The sequence below is a fragment of the Halosolutus amylolyticus genome (assembly GCF_023566055.1).
Taxonomy (GTDB): Archaea; Halobacteriota; Halobacteria; order Halobacteriales; family Natrialbaceae; genus Halosolutus; species Halosolutus amylolyticus.
Map to the genome: position 1 here is coordinate 40,183 of NZ_JALIQP010000004.1, position 18,266 is coordinate 58,448.

Below are 18,266 nucleotides of genomic sequence, written 5' to 3' on the forward strand. Positions count from 1 at the left end.
AGTCAGCAGACACTGACTTCGTCGATGGGAAGTCGCTTTAGGGTGCACGTCGTTGCCCGATTCGATGAAACGTCGGACGATCCTTGCGAGCGGCGGCGTCCTCGCGGGGACGGTCACCGCTGGCATTGCGAGTCGATCGTCTCCCGACGATCGACTGCTGTCGGCGGCCCGGGAACCCGGTGAGGCGGGTGCGGCTAGCAGAACCGAGGAATCGATCCTTCAGGGGACGGACCACGAGACGCCCTTGTTCGCGATCGACGCGCCGAGTGACGGCCCGACGGCGATGATCTTCGGGGGAGTCCACGGCGACGAGCGAAGCGGTATCGAGACCGCCCGCGAGGTCACCGAGTGGCAGCCCGATGCGGGACGGCTCGTCGTCGTCCCCGAGACCAACCGAATCGCCGTCGAAAACGACGAACGGGAGGGCCCCGACGGCGACCTGAACCGTCACTTCCCGCCCGACGGCGAACCGACGAGCGAACTCGCACGCGGTGTCTGGGACGCCGTCGAGCGCTACGACCCCGACGTGGTTCTCGACCTCCACCGATCGCTCGGGATCTACGGGCTCCACCGGGAGTTCGTCGGCCAGGCGGTCTTTCACTCGCCGGAGGCCCGCGGTGAGGCGCTCGCCGACGCGCTCGACGAGGTCGCCGTCCCGTGGTACCTGCCGTTCCACCGGTTTACGGCCCGCGAGAGTTCCCGCTCGGGATCGTTGCTCTTCCAGAAGGCTGCCCGCGACCTCGGCGCCAGCACGTACCTCTTCGAGACCACCGAGTTCCTGCTCGATCGATCGACGAGAGTCGAGATGACGCGACTGGCGACGGCCCACGTCCTCGCGATGCACGACCTGCTCGACGCGGAGGTGAGCGAATGAGGGCGACGCCGGACGCGGTGCGACGGATCGCGACCAGCCCCGCGACGATCGGTACCTACGCCCTCCTGGTCGTCCCCTTCGCGCTGGGCTGGATCGACGCGCGATTGTTCTCGCCGCTCGCGCTCCCGGGCTACCTGCTCTACGGGATCGGGACGGCGATCGGCAACGCCCTCGCGCCGCGGTTCGAGTTCTGGATCTACTGGGTCCCGTTTCTCGTCGGGACCTACGGGATCGCGAGCGTCGTCGGCGTCGGGTACGAGTGGTGGCGCGATCGGCCGGGCGGCGGTTCGCGCGGCGGTCGGTGACGATGGGTTGACGCGGTGGCGGTGCGTCGGCGGGGCAAGACGGATCCCGCGAAAGTCGCCCGATCCGGTCCCGTCGCGTTACCGCGAATCAGTCCCTTTTTACGCGATGCCGGGGAAGGATCGGCTATGAGTTTCGAGGAAGACGATCGCGTCGTCCTGCACGACGAGCACAGCGAGTTCGACGGCGAGACGGGGACGATCACCCAGACGATGGAATCGATGTTCGGCGACGTCACCTACACGATCAGCTTCGAGGACGGCCAGGAGGCCGGCGTCCCCGAGGACGCCCTCGAGGCGGCCGAGGACGAGGACGCCGACGAAGAGTAACGGAGTCGCTGGCCACCGGCCAGATACTCGACCCGCGATCGGAGGACACTGATGCCACAGATCCCGCTTCACTACGTCGATTTACGCACGTTCTGCTACGCCACGGAGGACGAGAAGCGCGTCGAGGAGGCGCTTCGAACCTTCCTGCCCGACAGCGACGAGGACGACGAGCCCTTCGAGATCGAACGGGCCGAGAGCGAGGGCCACTACGGCGATCGGATCCTCGTCCTTTCGGCGCGGGTCGAGAACGCCGACGACGTGCGCCACGTTCTCTCGCGACTGGCCGACCTCGAGGAGTTCGAGCGGTTGATCGACGAACTCGACGATCGGGTGACCGAGAACACGGAACTCTTCTTGCGACTGGACAAGCAGGCCGCGTTCGAGGGGACGGTCCGACTCGGCGACGGGATCACCTTCCGCGCGAAAGTCGAGGCCTACCCCGCCAAGAAAGAACAGGCGGTCGAGAACGCCGAGGAAGTCCTCGAGCGCCTTCGAGACGAGGACTGACGCCCGCCGGGATCGGGTCGCCGGTCACGATCAGATCGCGTTCGTTCGGCGATCGCAACTTCCTGCCGTCCGTTCGAGTTCCGGATCGATCGACACGCGGTCCGGAACGCATTTGACTGACCAGTCAGTAAGTTCGTGTCGTACCTACCCGATGTCGGACGAGACGATCGACGATCTCATGGATGCGACGTATCGCGCGCTCTGCAAACACGGCTATGCGGACCTGACGATGCAGGATATCGCGGCGGAATCGGACAAGAGCAAGGGGACGCTTCACTACCACTTCGACGGCAAGGCGGACCTTCTCGAGTCGTTTCTGGCGTATCTGCTCGATCGGTTCGAGGAGCGAACCGAGTCCGTTCCCGGCGAGACGCCGGCCGATCGACTCCACGCGCTCTTCGACGAACTGCTGACGCCGACGGACGAGGAAGCCGCCGCGGAGTTTCGAACGGCGGTGCTCGAGATCAAGGCCCAGTCGCCGTACAACGAGGCCTACCGCGAGCGACTCCAGGAGTTCGATCGCGCGTTGCACGACCGGATCGCGGATCTCGTCGCGGCGGGGATCGAGGCCGGCCAGTTCCGGTCGAGCGTCGACCCCGACGAGACGGCGGAGTTTCTCGTCACCGTCTTTCACGGCGGGCAGACCCGGGCGGCGGCGGTCGATCGCCCGCTCGATCGGACGAAGGCGTCCGTCCACGAGTACATCGACGCGGTGTTGCGATCGGACGCGGCGGTCGGTGAGGGTGGCGACGACGGGCAGCGGGGAGCGGACGAATGAGCCTCGCGGATCGGCTCTCCGGCCTCTTCAAGAGCCGCGATGAGTTCGATCTGACCTCGGGGAGCATCGCGTGGCCGCTATTCTACCTTTCCCTGCCGATCGTCGTGACGAACCTGTTGCAGACGGCCTACAACCTCATCGACACGTTCTGGCTCGGTCAGTACAGCACGAACGCGCTCGCGGCCATCAGTTTCGCGTTCCCGATGGTGTTCCTGCTCATCTCGGTCGGGATGGGACTGTCGGTCGCGGGGAGCGTCCTCGTCGCCCAGCACGTCGGCGCGGACGAGGAGGCCGAGGCGGAGTACGCCGCCTCCCAGACGGTAGCGCTGTCGTTGCTGCTGGCGTTCGTCATGGGGATCGTGGGCTACGTGTTCGTCGAGGACCTGCTCTCGGTGTTCGGTGCCTCGCCGGAGGTGTTGCCCCTCGCCACGGCCTACATGCAGGTCATTTCGCTCGGCCTCGCGTTCATGTTCGGCTTCTTCGTCTTCATCGCGCTCATGCGCGGCTACGGGGACACGATCACCCCGATGCTCGTGATGTTCGGCTCGGTCCTGCTCAACGTCGTGCTCGACCCGTTCCTGATCTTCGGCTGGGGACCGTTCCCCGAACTCGGAATCCAGGGAGCGGCGGTCGCGACGGTCTTCTCGCGGGCGCTCGCGCTCGCGGTCGGCCTCGCGATCATGCTCCGGGGGACCAGGGGCGTCCGGATCCGACTCCGACAGATGCGCCCGGATCTCTCGTACGCCCGGAAACTCGTCGGGATCGGCGTCCCGGCCTCGGTCGAGGGGATGGGCCGGGCGCTGTCGATCAACCTGTTGCTGGTCATCGTCGGCCTGTTCCCGACGACCGTCGTGGCCGCATACGGGATCGGGACGCGCGTGTTCTCGGTCATCTTCCTGCCCGCGATCGCGATCGCTCGCGGCGTCGAGACGATGACCGGGCAGAACGTCGGGGCCGGGAAACCGGATCGGGCCCAGGCCGCCGCCGACTTCGCGTCCCGCGTCATGTTCGTCGTCCTCGGCGCGCTCGGCGTCGTCGCGTGGCTCGGCGCGCGACCGATCGTCGCCGTGTTCACCACCGACCCGGAAGTCGTCGACATCGGCGTGAGTTTCCTCCGGTACGTCGCGCCGTCGTTCGGCTTCATCGGCGTCATGCGCTCGTACAACGGCAGTTTCCGCGGGACCGGGAAGACGCTGACCGCCGCGGCGATCGTCCTCGTGACCTATGCCGTCGTCCGACTCCCCGTCGCCGCGGTGCTCTCGCAGACGATCGACTACCGCGGGATCTGGATCGCTTTCGCCGCCTCGAACGTTATCGGTGCCGTCCTCGCGTACGGCTGGTACCGCAGGGGAACCTGGCGAAACGTGGACGTGACGGGCGACGAGGCGACGCCCCAGTTCGGTGAGGACGTCGAGGTCAGCACCGACGACTGATACGGACTGCTGTACCGATGTACCGGCACGACCGCGACCCTGGCCTGCGGTTGTGCCGGAGCTGACGTACAGCAATCCGTACGAACGGGGTTCGATCCGATCCGGTCTCCAATCAGCGGTTCCGACGTCGGCGACCCGCCCGCACGAGCGGGGGCCTTTTGCCCTCCGCCCGTAATCCTGAGTGTATGGAAGTCCACGTCGTCGGTGACGACCCGGTGCGCGAGGAGGTCGTCGCCGCCCTCGAAGACGTCGACGTCACCGTTCGAGACGCCAGCCCGACCGATCTCGCAGACGCCCGGTTCGCGATCGTCAGCGACGTCGCCGGCGCGACGACCTTCGATCGCGCGAACGCGGCCGCCCGATCGGGCTCGACGCCCTGGATCGCCGTCGAAATCGGCGGCGTCGGGGGGATCCCGATCGACGCCGTCGACGCCGCAGTCTCCGGGTTCGCTCCCGCGACTGGCTGTTTCGAGTGTCTCTCGGCGCGCATCGCCTCGACCGTCGACGAACCCGCCGAAACTCCGACGGCCGATCGGAGCACGGCGCGACTCGCCGGGGCCGTCGCGGGCCGGGAGTGCGTCCGCGTCTTCGCCGGTGAGGGCCGATCGATCGTCGGCCACACGATCGAACTTCCCCACGAGCGTCGCCGCTTCCTCCCGGTTCCGGGCTGTGACTGCGGGCCCGGCGAGCGGGTGCGATCGCTCGACCTCGACGATGCGGATTCGCTGACCCTCGAGACCGCCGTCGAGCACGCCGAGGCCGCAATCGACGATCGGGTCGGCGTCGTCACCTCGATCGGCGAGGTCGAATCGTTCCCCGCGCCGTACTACCTCGCGACGACGGCCGAGACGAGCGGCTTCAGCGACGCGAGCGCGGCGAGCCAGGCGGCCGGCGTCGACGAGGACTGGAACGCCGCGCTGATGAAAGCCGTCGGCGAGGCCCTGGAACGGTACTGTGCCGGCGTCTACCGCGACGACGACTTCGTGCACGCGAGCGAGGCCGACCTGGAGAACGCGGTCCCTCCCACCGCGCTCGCCCGGCCGGACGACGCGCCGGAGTACGGGTCGAGCGACGAGCACCGGTGGGTCGAGGGCGAAGCCCTCGAGACCGGCGAGCGGGTACACCTGCCCGCAGCGGCGGTCCAGTTCCCACAGCCCGGCGATCGACTGGTGCCGGCGATCACGACCGGCCTCGGTCTCGGCTCCTCGACGGTCGACGCCATCCTGTCGGGACTGACGGAGGTCATCGAGCGGGACGCGACGATGCTCGCGTGGTACTCGACCTTCGAGCCGTTCGAACTCACCGTCGAGGACGAGCGCTTCGCCGCGCTCGAGCGACGAGCCGCGAGCGAGGGGCTGTCCGTGACGCCGCTGCTGGTCACGCAGGACGTCGACGTCCCCGTCGTGGCAGTCGCCGTCCACCGGACCGACGAGGTGGACGACCCCGGCGCGTCGGACGCCTGGCCCGCGTTCGCGGTCGGCTCCGCGGCGGGGCTCGACGCGACCGCGGCCGCGACGTCGGCGCTCGCGGAAGCGCTACAGAACTGGATGGAACTCAGGAGCCTCGGACCCGACGACGCGGGGGACGCCTCCGGTGCGATCGGCGAGTACGCCGCCTTCCCCGACCCGGCGCAAGCGTTCGTCGAGACCGATCGCACGGTTCCCGCGGCGAGCGTCGGCCCCGACCCGGTGCCGACGGGGCGTGACGCGCTCGAGACGCTCGTCTCGCGGACGACCGAGAACGGGCTGACGCCGTACGCGGCGCGGCTCACCACGCGCGACGTCGAAACGCTCGGCTTCGAGGCGGTCCGGGTCGTCGTGCCGGGCGCACAGCCGCTGTTCACCGATGAGCCGTTCTTCGGCGAGCGGGCCCAGTCGGTCCCGGACGACCTCGGGTTCGAACCGCGACTCGATCGGCCGTTCCACCCCTACCCCTGAGGCTCGACCGGGTGCCGGATCGATCGGACTTACGACGCGTTCTCGTCGCCCGCTCCTGCTGTCGCGTTCTCGTCGTCCTCCGTCGACACGTTCTCGGCTTCGTCCTCGTCGTAGACGACTTCGAGTTCGACGTCGTCGGCGTAGACGGTGATAAACACGAGTTGTGCGTCGGGGGAGATCCGGGCGGTGGCGACGGAACTCGACTCCTCGCCCTCGAACCGGATCACGCGGAACCGCTGTTCGAGTTCGTCGAGGTGTGGCGGATGGACGAGTTCGCCCGATCGAACGGAGTAGTTCTCGTCGTAGGTCTGCCGATCCGTGCCCGTCTCGTAGGCTTCGAGTCGGATGTTCTGTGGCCGATCGCTCTCGTTGGTGATCTCGATCGGAATGCGCCCCTGAACGCGACCCTGGAACTGGCTCTGGATCCCGTCGAGACAGCCTGCCAGTCCCGCCAGCGCACCGACGCCGGCGGACTGGAGTACCGTACGGCGATTCACGCGCGGGACTCGGGCCCGAACGCACGTAGGCGTTGTCTTTCTCGCCCGATCGATACAACTTCTCGTCCGTTTGCCCGAGTTTGAGGTTCCGTATCACGTGGGTTTTTACCACGATATGCGAATGATCGCGTATGGAGAAAGTCGCGATCGACGACGTGGAGATCGAACCGAATCCGATGAAGGTCCACTCGGTCCGTCGCCCGATCTCGAAGGCGCTCGGCTTCACGGACTTCGCGATGAACTACTTCGAACTCGAACCCGGCGAGTCCTTCTCGGGCGGAATGCACACCCACCACGACCAGGAAGAGGTCTTCTACGTCCAGGAGGGGACGGCGACGTTCGACACCGAGAACGGCGCGGTCAGCGTCGACGCGGGTGAGGTCGTTCGCTTCGCGCCGGGCGACTTCCAGAAGGGGTACAACGACGGCGACGAGCGGGTCGTCGGCTTCGCGTTCGGCGCACCCGGTGCCCAGCACGACTGGGAGGACCTCGAGTCGCTGGTCTACTGCCAGGACTGTGAGGACGAACTCGGACACAGCCTCGCGCTCACCGACGAGGGGTCGTTCCGACTGACGTGCAACGAGTGCGGGAACTCGTTCACGATGGGCTGATCGACGGCCGATCGCGCCGTCGGATCACTCGCCGTCGGGCGAGTAGTTCGGTGCCTCGTCCGTGATGACGACGTCGTGGGCGTGGCTCTCGGCCTGGCCCGCCGAGGAGACGCGGACGAACTCCGATCGCTCCTTGAACTCGGGGATCGTCGGCGCGCCGACGTAGCCCATGCCGGACTGCATGCCGCCGGCGAGCTGGTGTAGTTCGGACTTGAGCGTCCCCTTGTACGGGGTGGCGGCCTCGACGCCCTCGGGGACGTACTCGTCTTCCTCCTCGGGTTCGTCCTTGAGGTACCGATCGCCGTCGCCCGATTTCATCGCACCGACGCTCCCCATACCGCGGTACTGCTTGTACTTCTTGCCGTTCATCGTGACGACGCGGCCGGGGGCCTCGTCGGTGCCGGCGAAGTACGAACCGAGCATGACCGCGTCCGCGCCGGCGGCGATCGCCTTGATCGCGTCGCCGGAGTAGCGGATGCCGCCGTCGGCGATCACCGGGATGTCGTGTTCGCTCGCGACGTCGGCGACCTGCGCGACGGCCGTGATCTGGGGCATCCCCGCGCCGGAGACGATGCGGGTCGTACAGATCGAACCGGGGCCGATCCCGACCTTGATGCCGTCGGCGAAGTCGACCAGATCTTCTGCCGCCTCGCGGGTGCCGACGTTACCCACGACGACGTCGGCCTCGACGCTGTCCTTGATGTCGCGAGCGCCGTCGATGACGTTCATGTTGTGGGCGTGTGCGGTGTCGATGAACAGCACGTCCGCACCGGCCTCGTCGGCGGCGGTCGCCCGATCGTGTTCGAACGGGCTGACGGCGACGCCACAGCGGAGGCGGCCCTCCTCGTCGCGAACGGCCTGCTGGTACTCGCGGCGCTGGAGGATGCCCTGCATCGTGACGAGTCCCACGAGGAGGTTCTCGTCGTCGACGACCGGGACGCGCTCGATCTTGTGCTCGTACATCAGGTCGAACGCGTCGCGCGGATCGATCTCCTCGGGGGCCGTGATGACCTCGTCGGTCATCGCTTCCGTGACGGGGTCGTCCTCGTTGACTTCGAGGTGTGGCCGGATGTCGGTGCTCGAGATGATGCCGAGCACTTCGCCGCGCGTGTTGACGACCGGCGCGCCGCCGACGCCCTCGCGGGCCATCAGTTCGTCGACCTCGCGAACGGTCATCTCGGGGTCGGCGGTGACGACCGAGTCGAGCGGGATGATGAGTTCGTCGGCGCTCTTGACGCGCCCGATCTCCTCGACCATCTCGTCGACGTTCATGTTGCGATGGAGGACGCCGAGGCCGCCGTGGCGGGCCATCGCGATCGCCATCTGGCTCTCGGTGACGGTGTCCATCGCGGCCGAGAGGATCGGGACCGAGACCTCGACGCCTTTCGAGACGTGCGAGGTGAGGTCGGCGTCGTCCGGTTCGACACGGCTCTCCTTTGGCCGAAGAAGGACGTCGTCGAACGTCAGTGCTTCCGGCACCTGGAGTTTCGAGGAATAGGGCTCGTGCTCAGGAACGTCGTTCGCCATGTCAACCGTCCGGACCCGTCGGCAAAAAGCGTTGCGAGATAGCATCGCCGCCGCACGGCGGACGGGGCCGCCGACGGTGCATTCGATGGGAACTCGCCGCCCCGGCCACGGACGGGGCGTAGTTCGTCCGCTCGACGCGACGTCCCCCGATCGACGGAGACCGGCCAGGTCCGCTGCCCGTCGGACCGTCGCCCTCACTCGATCGCCCGTCGGGTTGGCGTCCGTCTACCGCAACGCCAGATTCGTTCACTTTCGTCTGGATTTGCGCCCCATTGGCGGAACATCGACGAGTTATGCAACGGCGTCCCACACAACGTTTATTGACAATCCGGTCCTCCGTTCGGGTATGCACGCTGTGAGTTGCAGTGATTCCCGGTTCGATGGCCTGACGAGTGTCGACTCTGTCACCGGCATCAATTTCGGGAAATTTACACTCAAACTCACAGCGCGAGGCCACAACTGGGCGACGAACTGGCTCTCCGGTACCGAGTCAGTCCGGGACTGTCCACCCTATTACCCACTGGCCTCGGGTCACGGCCATCGACCCTGAGCGATGAGTACGTCTCAACACCCGGTCGCACTCCGTCTCGAGCGGATAGTCGGTGGAAACGCCAGACTGCTGGCGCTGGTGATGATGCTGCCGCTGATCGACGGCGTCTTCCCGGCGCTGATCCTCGCCGGTGCCGTCGACGACCCCCTGGGCGCGATCCAGGTCGGGCTGTTGATATTCGGCGGGAGCGCCACCGTCGCCGTCATCCTCGCCGAGATGACCGGAACGCCCCGCGAGCAGGCGGCGGTCGTCCTGCTCGTCGGCATCCCGCTGATACTGCTCGCGGCCGTCCAGGCCGCCCTCGCACCGGCGATCGAGAGCGTCCTCGACATCGTCATCTTCGAGCGGTTCGCCGCGCTCGTGATCGCCGCGATCGCGGCCAAGACCGCCAGCGCCACGATCGGCGAGTACCTCCCGAACCCCGGCGTGATCATCGCACTGGGGCTGGTCGCCAGTCTCGATCCGAACGGTGCGCAGGTCGTCGTCATGGACGACCCGGCCCTCGTCGCCAACGCGACGCTCGCCGCGGTCGTCGGCGTCATCTTCGCGCTGACGATCGCACTGGCCGGCCCGTACCTGCGGGAGTACATGGACATCGATCGGTTCCGCTTCGGGAGCGCGGTGGCGCTGGGCCTGCTCCCGCTGTCACTGCTCGGCATGGCCTTCGGACAGGCCCCGCTTGCCGCCCTGCTCGTCGCGGCCGTCTTCGCGATCGACATCCAGCTCGATCGGAGTGGCGAGGACGACACGGGCGCGGCCAGCATCGTCGCCGATGGCTCCTCGACGGCCGACGCCACCGGGATGCCGATCCAGACGATGGGGACCGCACCCGCGGTCGGGACCGGCCCACTGCCGGATGGCGGCTCGGGGGGCACCGATCGGGACGCGGACGAGCGATCGGGCGACGACAGTGCGGCCGCGGACGCCGACGACGCGGACGACAGCACGTACCCCGGCGACGACTCGACCGACACCGAGGGTCGGGCCCCGTGGCTGTAACCCGAATCGAAACCACTTTAGGGCGGATCCCCCAAGAGAAATCCGAGGGGTCGTGGCCAAGCCAGGCATGGCGACTGACTCCAGAGGCACCGCGCCCGGGACGACACTCCAGACTGATATACTGATCGGGCACCTGATCAGTGCTCGTGTGATGACCCTCTGGAGTTCCGAGGCGCACCGGAGATATCAGTCGATCGGGGGTTCAAATCCCTCCGACCCCATCTGAAATAAAAACCGAGAAGCGACTTCTCTCGGGTCCTCGATACATTCTGAATAGGGGGTGGTCGGCGTGACGATCGCGCCGTGGCCCCCGGCCGATCCGTCGACGTGCCTCCACTGCGGAGCCCACGTTACCGATCGGTTCCGGCGCGTCTTCGGTGACGATCGCGATCGTGCTCACCGCTGTGGCGAGTGTGATACCTACGCGCGACTGAGCCGCGGCTCCGCCGCTGGCGTCGACGTCGCGGTCCCGGACCCGGAGACGAGTCCCGGTCGTCACGGAGGTGAGGCCGATGCGTGACGGGTCGTTCGTGCCGGCGAGTCGGCTGTACGACGTCGAAACTCGGACGCCCATAGCCCATCCGGCCCATCAAGCGACCGACGAGCAGGTTCGTCGTGCGATCGAAAGCCGAGGTGAGGCGGCGTGATCAATGGGAGTTGCCTCGAGAAAACGGGTGTTCAGAAGACGACCTTCCAGACGTGGCCGCAGTCGCTACACTCGAACGTTCGCTGTAATCCCTCTTCGATCACCTCTCGACAACTCTCATCGCAAGGAGAAAACAGACACTCCGGGCAGGGAACTTCCATCGGAGTAGTCGAGAGGACTCCGACGAAGGTAAGGATCGCGGTACTGCGGTTTGAGCGGTCTCGGCTGTCGTACGTAACTATCGATCGCGAAGGCGGTGATTCGCGATGAGCCGCGACGATCGTTCAGTAACGATCGACGGTGCTCGAGTCCCGGTCGTTCAGATCGATCGGATCGACGGCGACGTGATCGTCTCCATCGACGTCGCGACTGCGGTCCGTGAGGGATTCGAGTTCACGAACATCTGGCAGTGCAAACGCGTCACGGTGTCGATTTCCGGCCGGGAATTCGCCGCGACAATCACTAATTGTAGCATCGAACACGGTGTTGCGGCGATCGGACTCACGGATTGCGAGCTGTTCGGGTCGGACACCGATCGCGACGGCGGTGATTCCCGATGAGCCGTCTCGTCGAATCCGACGAGTGCGAACGCTGCGGCGATCGCGTCGACGCGTTCCGCCGACTGTGTGCTGACTGTACGCGCGACGTCCGCGATGCGCGGGAGGGTCCGCTATGAGTTCGCGGACGTCGGAGCTCGAGAGTCCGAAGGCCAGCGGGGACTTCCTCGAGGCCGAGGTCGTCCAGGAGGTCGCCGAGCTCGAGTACGTCGGTGACCGGACGGCCACCTGGCACGACGCGCGGACGTCGACGCTCCTGGAGCCGCGTCGATCGCTCCCGTTCTTCGGGATCGTTCTGGTCGAACCGGACGTCCCGATCGAGATCAAGGGCTGTCAGATCGAAACCGGCAACGGCGATCGATCGACTCACGGTCGGTTCTACGTCAAGCGGGCGGCACACGAGCAGTTGCTCGAGGCCGCGGGGATGTACCTGCTCGTGGTCTACCTGCCGCGGCCGGGACTCCCGCAGATCGCCCGTGCGATCGTGCCCGCGACGATCGTCGACGAACTCCTGGCCGGTCGGTGGTACGACGTCGGCGGTGAGCGATCGGAAGAGGAAGTCGCGAAACTCGCGTGGTCGCACGTGATCGATCCGGCTGGTGTCGATCCTTCGATAACCGTGGGTGATCGTCTGTGACGATCGGCGATCGTTCCATCGACGGAACTGCTCACCGGTCCCCTCAGTATAGTTCGCGAAGAAAGGGGGTGCCTGTACTGGTCGGATACGGTACCATTCAATGGAGTGGCCGAAACGTCTGGGATCCACAGGAACAGGATTTAGTACCTATCGGGCGGATCCGTCCATCCTGGTCTTCTCTCGCTGCGTATACTGCTTCACAGCGTTCGCAGATGGCCACGATTCGATTGTGGTCGCCCAAAGTAGTCCCCTCAAAAAATATCCCTCCATCCAGTGCCATCAACCCCCACCAGAAATCCCGTGTATATCTCTGTCAAGAGAGCTTCTATAGGGAAGGATCTCTTCTCGCGGAAACTGACCGCAAAGGCGGTGGTCGACCGTGAGTTCCGACATCGATCACCCCCGTCCCGATCGCGCCGACATCGACGATCGCGACCTCGAGGCGGAACTCGTGAGCGCGGGAGCGGGTCACGTCGGCATCCCCGTCGATGCGATTTGCGTGGGCTGTGGGCGAGTCCGGGTTAAACGGGCCGATCCTACTGAGATCGGCCAGGAGAACAACGTCGACGCGATCGACCTCGAGGCGTCGGACTGCACGTCGTTCAAGCACGTCTGTCACCCGTGCGGGAGCGCAACGTGGTGGAACCCGGTGGCGGTGTTGACCGGTCTCCTCGAGAGTGAGCGGGGTGAGTAGCGGTGGTCCAAGTCGAGACGACACCGCACGAGATCGAGGGCCGCTGGAAGTGGCCCGATTGGGACCGCGGCCCGTACGATGCACTCTCGTCGGTGATGCTGGGGCCGCCGTTCGAGGGACATCTCGAACTGAGTACCGAAGTCGACGGCGAGCCGTGGTGGATCGAAGTGAGATACAGCAAGTCCGGTTTCGCGCCGCGACTGTCCGACGGGATCAACGCCGAACGGCTGTACGAGTGGGACATCGTGGGCCGTGGGCGGAACGAAAAGAAGGCCTCGTTCAATATCTCCCCGCGGTTTCCGAACATGCGCCACTGGGAAACTGGCGATCGGCTTCAGCTCCCGTGGGAGAATCAGGTCGGCGAAACGGAAGGCGTCGACGTCGAGTACCACACGAGCAACATCGAAGCCGATCGCGGCCTCGAGTTGCTGCCGGAGTTCTTCGCCGCAATCTTCGAGGAGGCGGAGGAACGCGTTCACCCGGAGTACTTTCGGACCGACCCGCACCCGTCCAGTACGATGTGGGCGTACGAGCGGTACGTCCGTATCCGGCGTGAATGGGCTCGAAAGCTCTCGTCGGCGGGAGTTCTCCAGAAAGTGGCGCTGTATCTGTCCGACCTGGAGGGAGTCAAGGCCGAGTTGCACATCGACAACACGGAGGTGATGAACCACCAGAACCGGCTCTTCCTCGAGCCGTCGTCGGTGACCGAACTGCTGCCGGGCCACACCTACGGGCGGAAGTTCGAGATCTACCAGCTGAAGGATCCCGACGCGGTCTCGAAGGACCACCCGTCGTACCATCCGAAGGTGGAGGTGCTGGTCAACAAGAAGATGAACGGCGGTCAGGCGTGGGCGTGGGCCGATCGGCACGAGGTGACCGAGGAGATCGACGAGACGCTGCTGAACGCGCTGCACTGGGAAGACATTCCGCTGGCCCCGGATGGGAACGGTGTGTACGTCGCGGACGATCACTTCGATGCGGTGGCCCGAGAGGAGCCGGTCGAACTGTACGACGATCCGACGCCGCGCCTCGAGGCGAAGACGGACCACCTGTTGATGACGACGTTGCGGGACATGGGTGAGACCGCTCGCGACGTCACCGAGACGATCGCGACCGACGGCGGTGCGACCGTCGACGACCTCGCCGACCAGCTGGGGAAACATCCCGCGACGATCTACCGGGCGATCAACAACCTGGGCGAGATCCTCGAACTCGAACAAGGGAACGTCTCGTTTCGGGCCCGGAAGTATCGCGAAGAGCTGCGAGCGCTCGTCGAGAGCGCCGAGTACGCGATCGAGAGCTTCGCCGATCGCATTCAGCACGTGATGGGCCTGGCCGATCACGTTGCCGAACTGTCTCCCTTCCAGGAGTGGCTCGCCGAGAACGGCGCCGAGATCGAGTTCGACCAGAACGGTGACCCGGAACGCGTGCGGGTCGACACGATCCTTTCCGAACTGAAAGCGAGCAGTTTCGAGAACGTCGCGACGATCGCAGCTGAAGCCCTCGAGAAGTGGTCGAAGTCAGGTAACGATCCGGCAGTACTCCGGAGCGCGCAGTTGTCCTGGAAGACTCCGGGTGGCGGCACCGAGGTCGGATTCGTCGGCGCGATCGCCGATCGCTGAACCAGCCTCGATAGTGGCAACACTATTCTGACCCCTTGTTTCGGCAATTCTGATTGTCTTGTAGCGGTGACTGTGCAATTCTGATTGTAGTTCTCGCCTCGAGGACGGGGTCGGCGGCGCGATCGCGCCGCGAGCCGGCGGGGTCGTTTCGCGCTTCGCGCGAAAGCCCCCTTGGCGGGTGTCGCCAAGGCGACAACGTCAAAAAATTACACCGCCCCGCCCTCAGTTTCGCATATCGGACTCCAATTGATGCACTTGAAATGGGGGTTGGTCAGTACTAGTAGCCGCTATTTCCTTAAATTAGAGTTTGAACCAGTCACACCATAACCAGAAGCTATAGTTATATTCCCCATTTTTGTTATCATTACCTATATGATGGATTCAGATGCGTTTGACGACAAGACTACTATTAGCTTACACCAATTAGCAGAGGAAGCAGATAACACCAGCGAGAAATCTATAGAATATTGGGAAACGATATTGAAAGAGTCAAAGTATTCTTTCCAGAACAGCCTTGACACCATACAAGAAACACGCGAAAGAACGATCGATCTGATAAAAATAGATCTTATATTAGCATCAATTTATATAGCTCTTCTTAGATTTGGGACTAATGGCTCTCAAATCGCACCTAACTCTTTCATTCTTGCTCTTCCATTTGCCCCGTTATTATTGTCTGGTATCATATTTTTGCATGGGTACATCTCTCTTGGACCTCGTACTATTGGAATTAGTAGTGGGAATATCCACGAATCGCTATTACAGGAAAATAATAAATATGAATACTGCAAGACAATGGCTATTGTCTATGCTAAATGGACAGACAAAAATATAGAACTAAATCAAAAATCTATGAACCATATTATGATTGGTATCGGTTGTATTTTTACTTCTCTTGGTGCTGTAGCCGGAATATTTGTGTTTTATTGATAGTATGTTCCGTAGGGACAAGAGAGGTTCACTGTTGAGATGAAAATTGTGGCTAAGGCCAAAGTCACAAACCAACCGCCCCGCCTCCACACAGTTCTGCAGCACACGTACAAAAATACTCCTCCGATTCTATTATAAAGATTGACACGAATCGAGTGCTGAATATAGGGGTTCCAGATACCTCTGATTCATCGACTGACGATACAGTTCAAGATCGAGATTGTCGAAGAATTGCTGGCCGAGGCTAACTCACTGATCGAAGGATGCTGTCTAGACGTCACAATAGTTTTTGGTGTGTATTCTGAGGATAATACCATGGATAAATCGAACCGCCGAAACCACGACCCCGATGACTTGGTGGATAGGTTGACAGATGTTGGAATCTTATCCAAACGCCAATCACAGGCCATTGTCTATTTCGAGATCAAGGATGATCCTGAGAAGGATGCTCGATCACTCTTCGATATCTCAGAGAAGGAACTGGAGGATAAGAGGGAGCGCGCGAACGAGATGATAGAAGCTGCAGAAACAACGATCAACGTATCAAAATCCGATATGGGTATCGAGGAGAGGATAGAGAAGTTACACGAGGATGGCGTGTTGCTCGAACCCGAAGCAAAGGCGTATGTTCACTCTGAGCGTGCCGACGAATCGACGCTTGTCGATATGGTGGAGAGGCCACTATCCGATATAGAGGATCATAAGGAGACAGCGGAAGAACGGATCGACCAATGCTATGATCTGGCGTATTTTTTGGACGAACACGCCGGTATAGAGATCTACTAATCCGTTCACGCGCTGAAGAACGTGAGATTAATTGCGCGGCGCACAGAGCGCGCGCCGCGCTAGTGGAAAAGTTGAATCTGCCGATATCGAGCATCACAGAGTCAATATCGAACTGGTAGTCTACACCGGAACCTCGACAAGTGATGTTGCCGAGTCTGCTTAGGAGGGATCAATTCCAGAACAACGAATGATGAAATGCCAAAAGAAACAAGTGTTGATTATGCAATGAAACCATCAGAATGGATAAACACGAGACGATTCGAGAAGACCTATTTGAAATTGATACCGACGAATTCGACAAATTTGTCACAGACTTGTGGGAATACCGGGGATACGATATTGAAGATCCCGATGCCCGCCGAGCGACATTTAAGGCTACGAAAGGAGGTGGCTTCCTTAGGTCTGGAACGACAGAGCTTGTGCAGCCGCTTTATCGAGAAGGATACAAAGTTGATAAGTCAGATGTAAATCGCGTTCTCGATCTTCGTTTTGGAGACGATATTGATGAACTCGTTGTGGTAACGACGACGGAGTTTACGGAAGGAGCGCGAAAGCAAGGAAAACGGCCAGATGTGCGAGTCATCAGTGGTGAAGAACTCGCTGACCTAATCATTGAGGAGAATGCAGAGAAAGTTCTTGATCGATATCTGCCGAAGGGGTCGGTCCTTAAAGGATTGTTCTGGCTATTTGTGATCCTTCCCTTGAAGATAATGTGGGCTTTGATCGTATTTCCGCTTAAGCTGCTCTTTGGATCGAATAGTGAGAAACAGTCCGAATCATAATGCGGCCGATCTAGACTTCTACTCTACTTCTTCCAGGGGTCACACGTTGCGACGATCGGTTTCCCGAATATGAACACGAGTCGAGTACCGGCCGTGTTCATATCGGGCCCACGCCCATCGCGATCGCCCCGGCCACGGTGCCGATCGAGGCGGGTCCCGACACCCTCTTTATAAAATAGACTCGTTCGAGTGAACCGAAAAAACTAGGAATAGCGGATCGTGTTCACAGCCATGTCTCATAATGAGACGCCGGGATCGGTTCGAATCCGGACCGACGACGGGAACGAATGGCGGTTCGACGCTATCCAAAAGGCCGCGAAGTTCTACGACTGTAACCGATCGAACGCGATCGCCTTCGCGTGCAACGACGTCGACGAACTCGTGGCCGCGGCTCGACGCGTCCTGGAGCGCGACGATTTGACAATCAAACAGCGCCGAGAGATTGCAGACACACTGAGCACGCGAGCGGTCTCCTTCGACGTCAAGACTGAAATTGCGGTCGAAACGAAAGGCGAGATGTAACTGAATACCGATAATATGGAGTTCGAATTATGGCACTAAATATCCCATAACTGACTAGGCAGAATCATTATGGATGTGGCGCTTCAATATCGAAGTAGGGCTGGAGAGGTAGGTGGTGAAGTGGTGGACTACTCCAGCCCAACTTTCGATACACAAACTTTGCCCTTCAATCCCTCGTTATTAGTTGACGTTTTCCAAGAACAATAGCAGATAGTTACCGTCAAAAGATAGCATCAATCGAGAGTTTCGCCTGTTCGGTCCCACGGTGATCGCCGCCACCGTGCCATCGCAACATGGGCAGGCTTGAGGCCGCGATCGCCTTCGTCTTCAGAATCTGTGTTCCGGTCCCTCGCTTCCGATAGACGGCAAATCCGTACATTCCCCCGGCTCGCACGAGTTTCGAGTGGTACTGCCTGTACACCTTGAAGTTGCCCGGATTCCCGTCGGCGTGACGATGAGCCGTCGCTTTGAACTCCCACGGGGTGCCGTCCTTCTTGCCGTCGTACCAGCTGGTGTCGATCCGCTTGCCGTCCTGGTCGACGAGATCGACGCGATACGTCTCCGCGAGGTGGTACTCACACGCCGTCCCATGTTTGTTCGCTTTGTGAGATGGCATTCTTATTCGATACGCGATCGCTCGCGCCTCGCACGCGTCTTATATATACACTCCTCGTCGCTACTCGAGGCGGATCGATCCGGTGGGCCGTCGGCCCTGGCGGGCCGATCGGCCGCCGCCCATAGGGTG

At 62.5% G+C, this 18,266-nt stretch carries 21 protein-coding genes and 1 tRNA gene; 19 read left to right on the forward strand and 3 right to left on the reverse strand.

Translation table 11 applies throughout. From position 1 onward, the window contains the following. The first annotated feature begins 64 nt into the window (after positions 1-64). From MUN73_RS15440 to MUN73_RS15470, 7 genes are all read left to right on the forward strand, one after another. Entirely contained in the window at positions 65-874 is an 810-nt protein-coding gene (locus MUN73_RS15440) for a succinylglutamate desuccinylase/aspartoacylase family protein (RefSeq protein ID WP_250141402.1), read from the forward strand. Beyond that, positions 871-1,179, forward strand: coding sequence for a hypothetical protein (locus MUN73_RS15445; protein ID WP_250141403.1), 309 nt, complete (start codon positions 871-873; stop codon positions 1,177-1,179). The genes MUN73_RS15440 and MUN73_RS15445 overlap by 4 nt, the downstream gene beginning before the upstream one ends. 126 nt (positions 1,180-1,305) lie before the next feature. After that, positions 1,306-1,506: a DUF1918 domain-containing protein gene (locus MUN73_RS15450; protein WP_250141404.1), complete on the forward strand. Its 201-nt coding sequence runs from the start codon at positions 1,306-1,308 to the stop codon at positions 1,504-1,506. 51 nt (positions 1,507-1,557) lie between these two features. Then, a complete protein-coding gene (locus MUN73_RS15455; RefSeq protein ID WP_250141405.1) occupies positions 1,558-2,013 on the forward strand; it encodes an RNA-binding protein in 456 nt (151 codons plus the stop codon). A 151-nt stretch (positions 2,014-2,164) separates the two neighbouring features. Further along, positions 2,165-2,791: a TetR/AcrR family transcriptional regulator gene (locus MUN73_RS15460; protein ID WP_250141406.1), complete on the forward strand. Its 627-nt coding sequence runs from the start codon at positions 2,165-2,167 to the stop codon at positions 2,789-2,791. Next, positions 2,788-4,224, forward strand: coding sequence for an MATE family efflux transporter (locus tag MUN73_RS15465; protein ID WP_250141407.1), 1,437 nt, complete (start codon positions 2,788-2,790; stop codon positions 4,222-4,224). Before MUN73_RS15460 ends, MUN73_RS15465 begins: the two co-directional genes overlap by 4 nt. A gap of 185 nt (positions 4,225-4,409) precedes the next feature. Then, positions 4,410-6,161, forward strand: coding sequence for a YcaO-like family protein (locus MUN73_RS15470; protein ID WP_250141408.1), 1,752 nt, complete (start codon positions 4,410-4,412; stop codon positions 6,159-6,161). Between the two features lie 29 nt (positions 6,162-6,190). On the opposite strand, the gene MUN73_RS15475 is transcribed toward MUN73_RS15470, so the two are convergent. Continuing rightward, the gene (locus MUN73_RS15475; protein WP_250141409.1) at positions 6,191-6,658 is read right to left on the reverse strand and encodes a hypothetical protein; all 468 of its coding nucleotides are present in this window, start codon (positions 6,656-6,658) and stop codon (positions 6,191-6,193) included. A gap of 131 nt (positions 6,659-6,789) precedes the next feature. Here MUN73_RS15475 and MUN73_RS15480 point away from each other — a divergent pair, with 131 nt between their 5' ends. Then, positions 6,790-7,269, forward strand: coding sequence for a cupin domain-containing protein (locus tag MUN73_RS15480; RefSeq protein ID WP_250141410.1), 480 nt, complete (start codon positions 6,790-6,792; stop codon positions 7,267-7,269). Positions 7,270-7,293: 24 nt separating this feature from the next. On the opposite strand, the gene guaB is transcribed toward MUN73_RS15480, so the two are convergent. After that, positions 7,294-8,796, reverse strand: coding sequence for an IMP dehydrogenase (gene guaB, locus MUN73_RS15485; protein ID WP_250141411.1), 1,503 nt, complete (start codon positions 8,794-8,796; stop codon positions 7,294-7,296). A gap of 553 nt (positions 8,797-9,349) precedes the next feature. On the opposite strand from guaB, the gene MUN73_RS15490 reads away from it, so the two are divergent. The 11 genes from MUN73_RS15490 (at position 9,350) to MUN73_RS15540 (ending at position 17,521) form a co-directional block, all read left to right on the forward strand. Then, complete coding sequence (locus MUN73_RS15490; RefSeq protein ID WP_250141412.1) at positions 9,350-10,345, forward strand: DUF5794 domain-containing protein; 996 nt, start codon at positions 9,350-9,352, stop codon at positions 10,343-10,345. Positions 10,346-10,391: 46 nt separating this feature from the next. Continuing rightward, a tRNA-Trp gene (locus tag MUN73_RS15495) sits at positions 10,392-10,566 on the forward strand. A 59-nt stretch (positions 10,567-10,625) separates the two neighbouring features. Next, positions 10,626-10,865 carry a DUF7563 family protein gene (locus tag MUN73_RS15500; protein ID WP_250141413.1) on the forward strand — a complete coding sequence of 80 codons (240 nt, stop codon included), beginning with the start codon at positions 10,626-10,628 and terminating at the stop codon, positions 10,863-10,865. 392 nt (positions 10,866-11,257) lie between these two features. Next, complete coding sequence (locus MUN73_RS15505) at positions 11,258-11,551, forward strand: hypothetical protein (RefSeq protein WP_250141414.1); 294 nt, start codon at positions 11,258-11,260, stop codon at positions 11,549-11,551. Positions 11,552-11,663: 112 nt separating this feature from the next. Further along, positions 11,664-12,185 carry a PD-(D/E)XK family putative nuclease gene (locus MUN73_RS15510; RefSeq protein WP_250141415.1) on the forward strand — a complete coding sequence of 174 codons (522 nt, stop codon included), beginning with the start codon at positions 11,664-11,666 and terminating at the stop codon, positions 12,183-12,185. Between the two features lie 379 nt (positions 12,186-12,564). Beyond that, a complete protein-coding gene (locus MUN73_RS15515; RefSeq protein WP_250141416.1) occupies positions 12,565-12,879 on the forward strand; it encodes a hypothetical protein in 315 nt (104 codons plus the stop codon). A 2-nt stretch (positions 12,880-12,881) separates the two neighbouring features. Continuing rightward, positions 12,882-14,501 carry a DUF7845 domain-containing protein gene (locus tag MUN73_RS15520; protein ID WP_250141417.1) on the forward strand — a complete coding sequence of 540 codons (1,620 nt, stop codon included), beginning with the start codon at positions 12,882-12,884 and terminating at the stop codon, positions 14,499-14,501. Between the two features lie 372 nt (positions 14,502-14,873). Next, complete coding sequence (locus tag MUN73_RS15525; protein WP_250141418.1) at positions 14,874-15,431, forward strand: hypothetical protein; 558 nt, start codon at positions 14,874-14,876, stop codon at positions 15,429-15,431. Between the two features lie 315 nt (positions 15,432-15,746). Continuing rightward, the gene (locus tag MUN73_RS15530; protein ID WP_250141419.1) at positions 15,747-16,217 is read left to right on the forward strand and encodes a hypothetical protein; all 471 of its coding nucleotides are present in this window, start codon (positions 15,747-15,749) and stop codon (positions 16,215-16,217) included. 239 nt (positions 16,218-16,456) lie between these two features. Further along, positions 16,457-16,999, forward strand: a complete 543-nt coding sequence (locus MUN73_RS15535; protein WP_250141420.1) for a restriction endonuclease — start codon at positions 16,457-16,459, stop codon at positions 16,997-16,999. A 231-nt stretch (positions 17,000-17,230) separates the two neighbouring features. Next, positions 17,231-17,521: a DUF7692 domain-containing protein gene (locus MUN73_RS15540; RefSeq protein ID WP_250141421.1), complete on the forward strand. Its 291-nt coding sequence runs from the start codon at positions 17,231-17,233 to the stop codon at positions 17,519-17,521. A gap of 220 nt (positions 17,522-17,741) precedes the next feature. On the opposite strand, the gene MUN73_RS15545 is transcribed toward MUN73_RS15540, so the two are convergent. Beyond that, a complete protein-coding gene (locus MUN73_RS15545) occupies positions 17,742-18,137 on the reverse strand; it encodes a PD-(D/E)XK family putative nuclease (RefSeq protein WP_250141422.1) in 396 nt (131 codons plus the stop codon). Between the last annotated feature and the right edge of the window lie 129 nt (positions 18,138-18,266).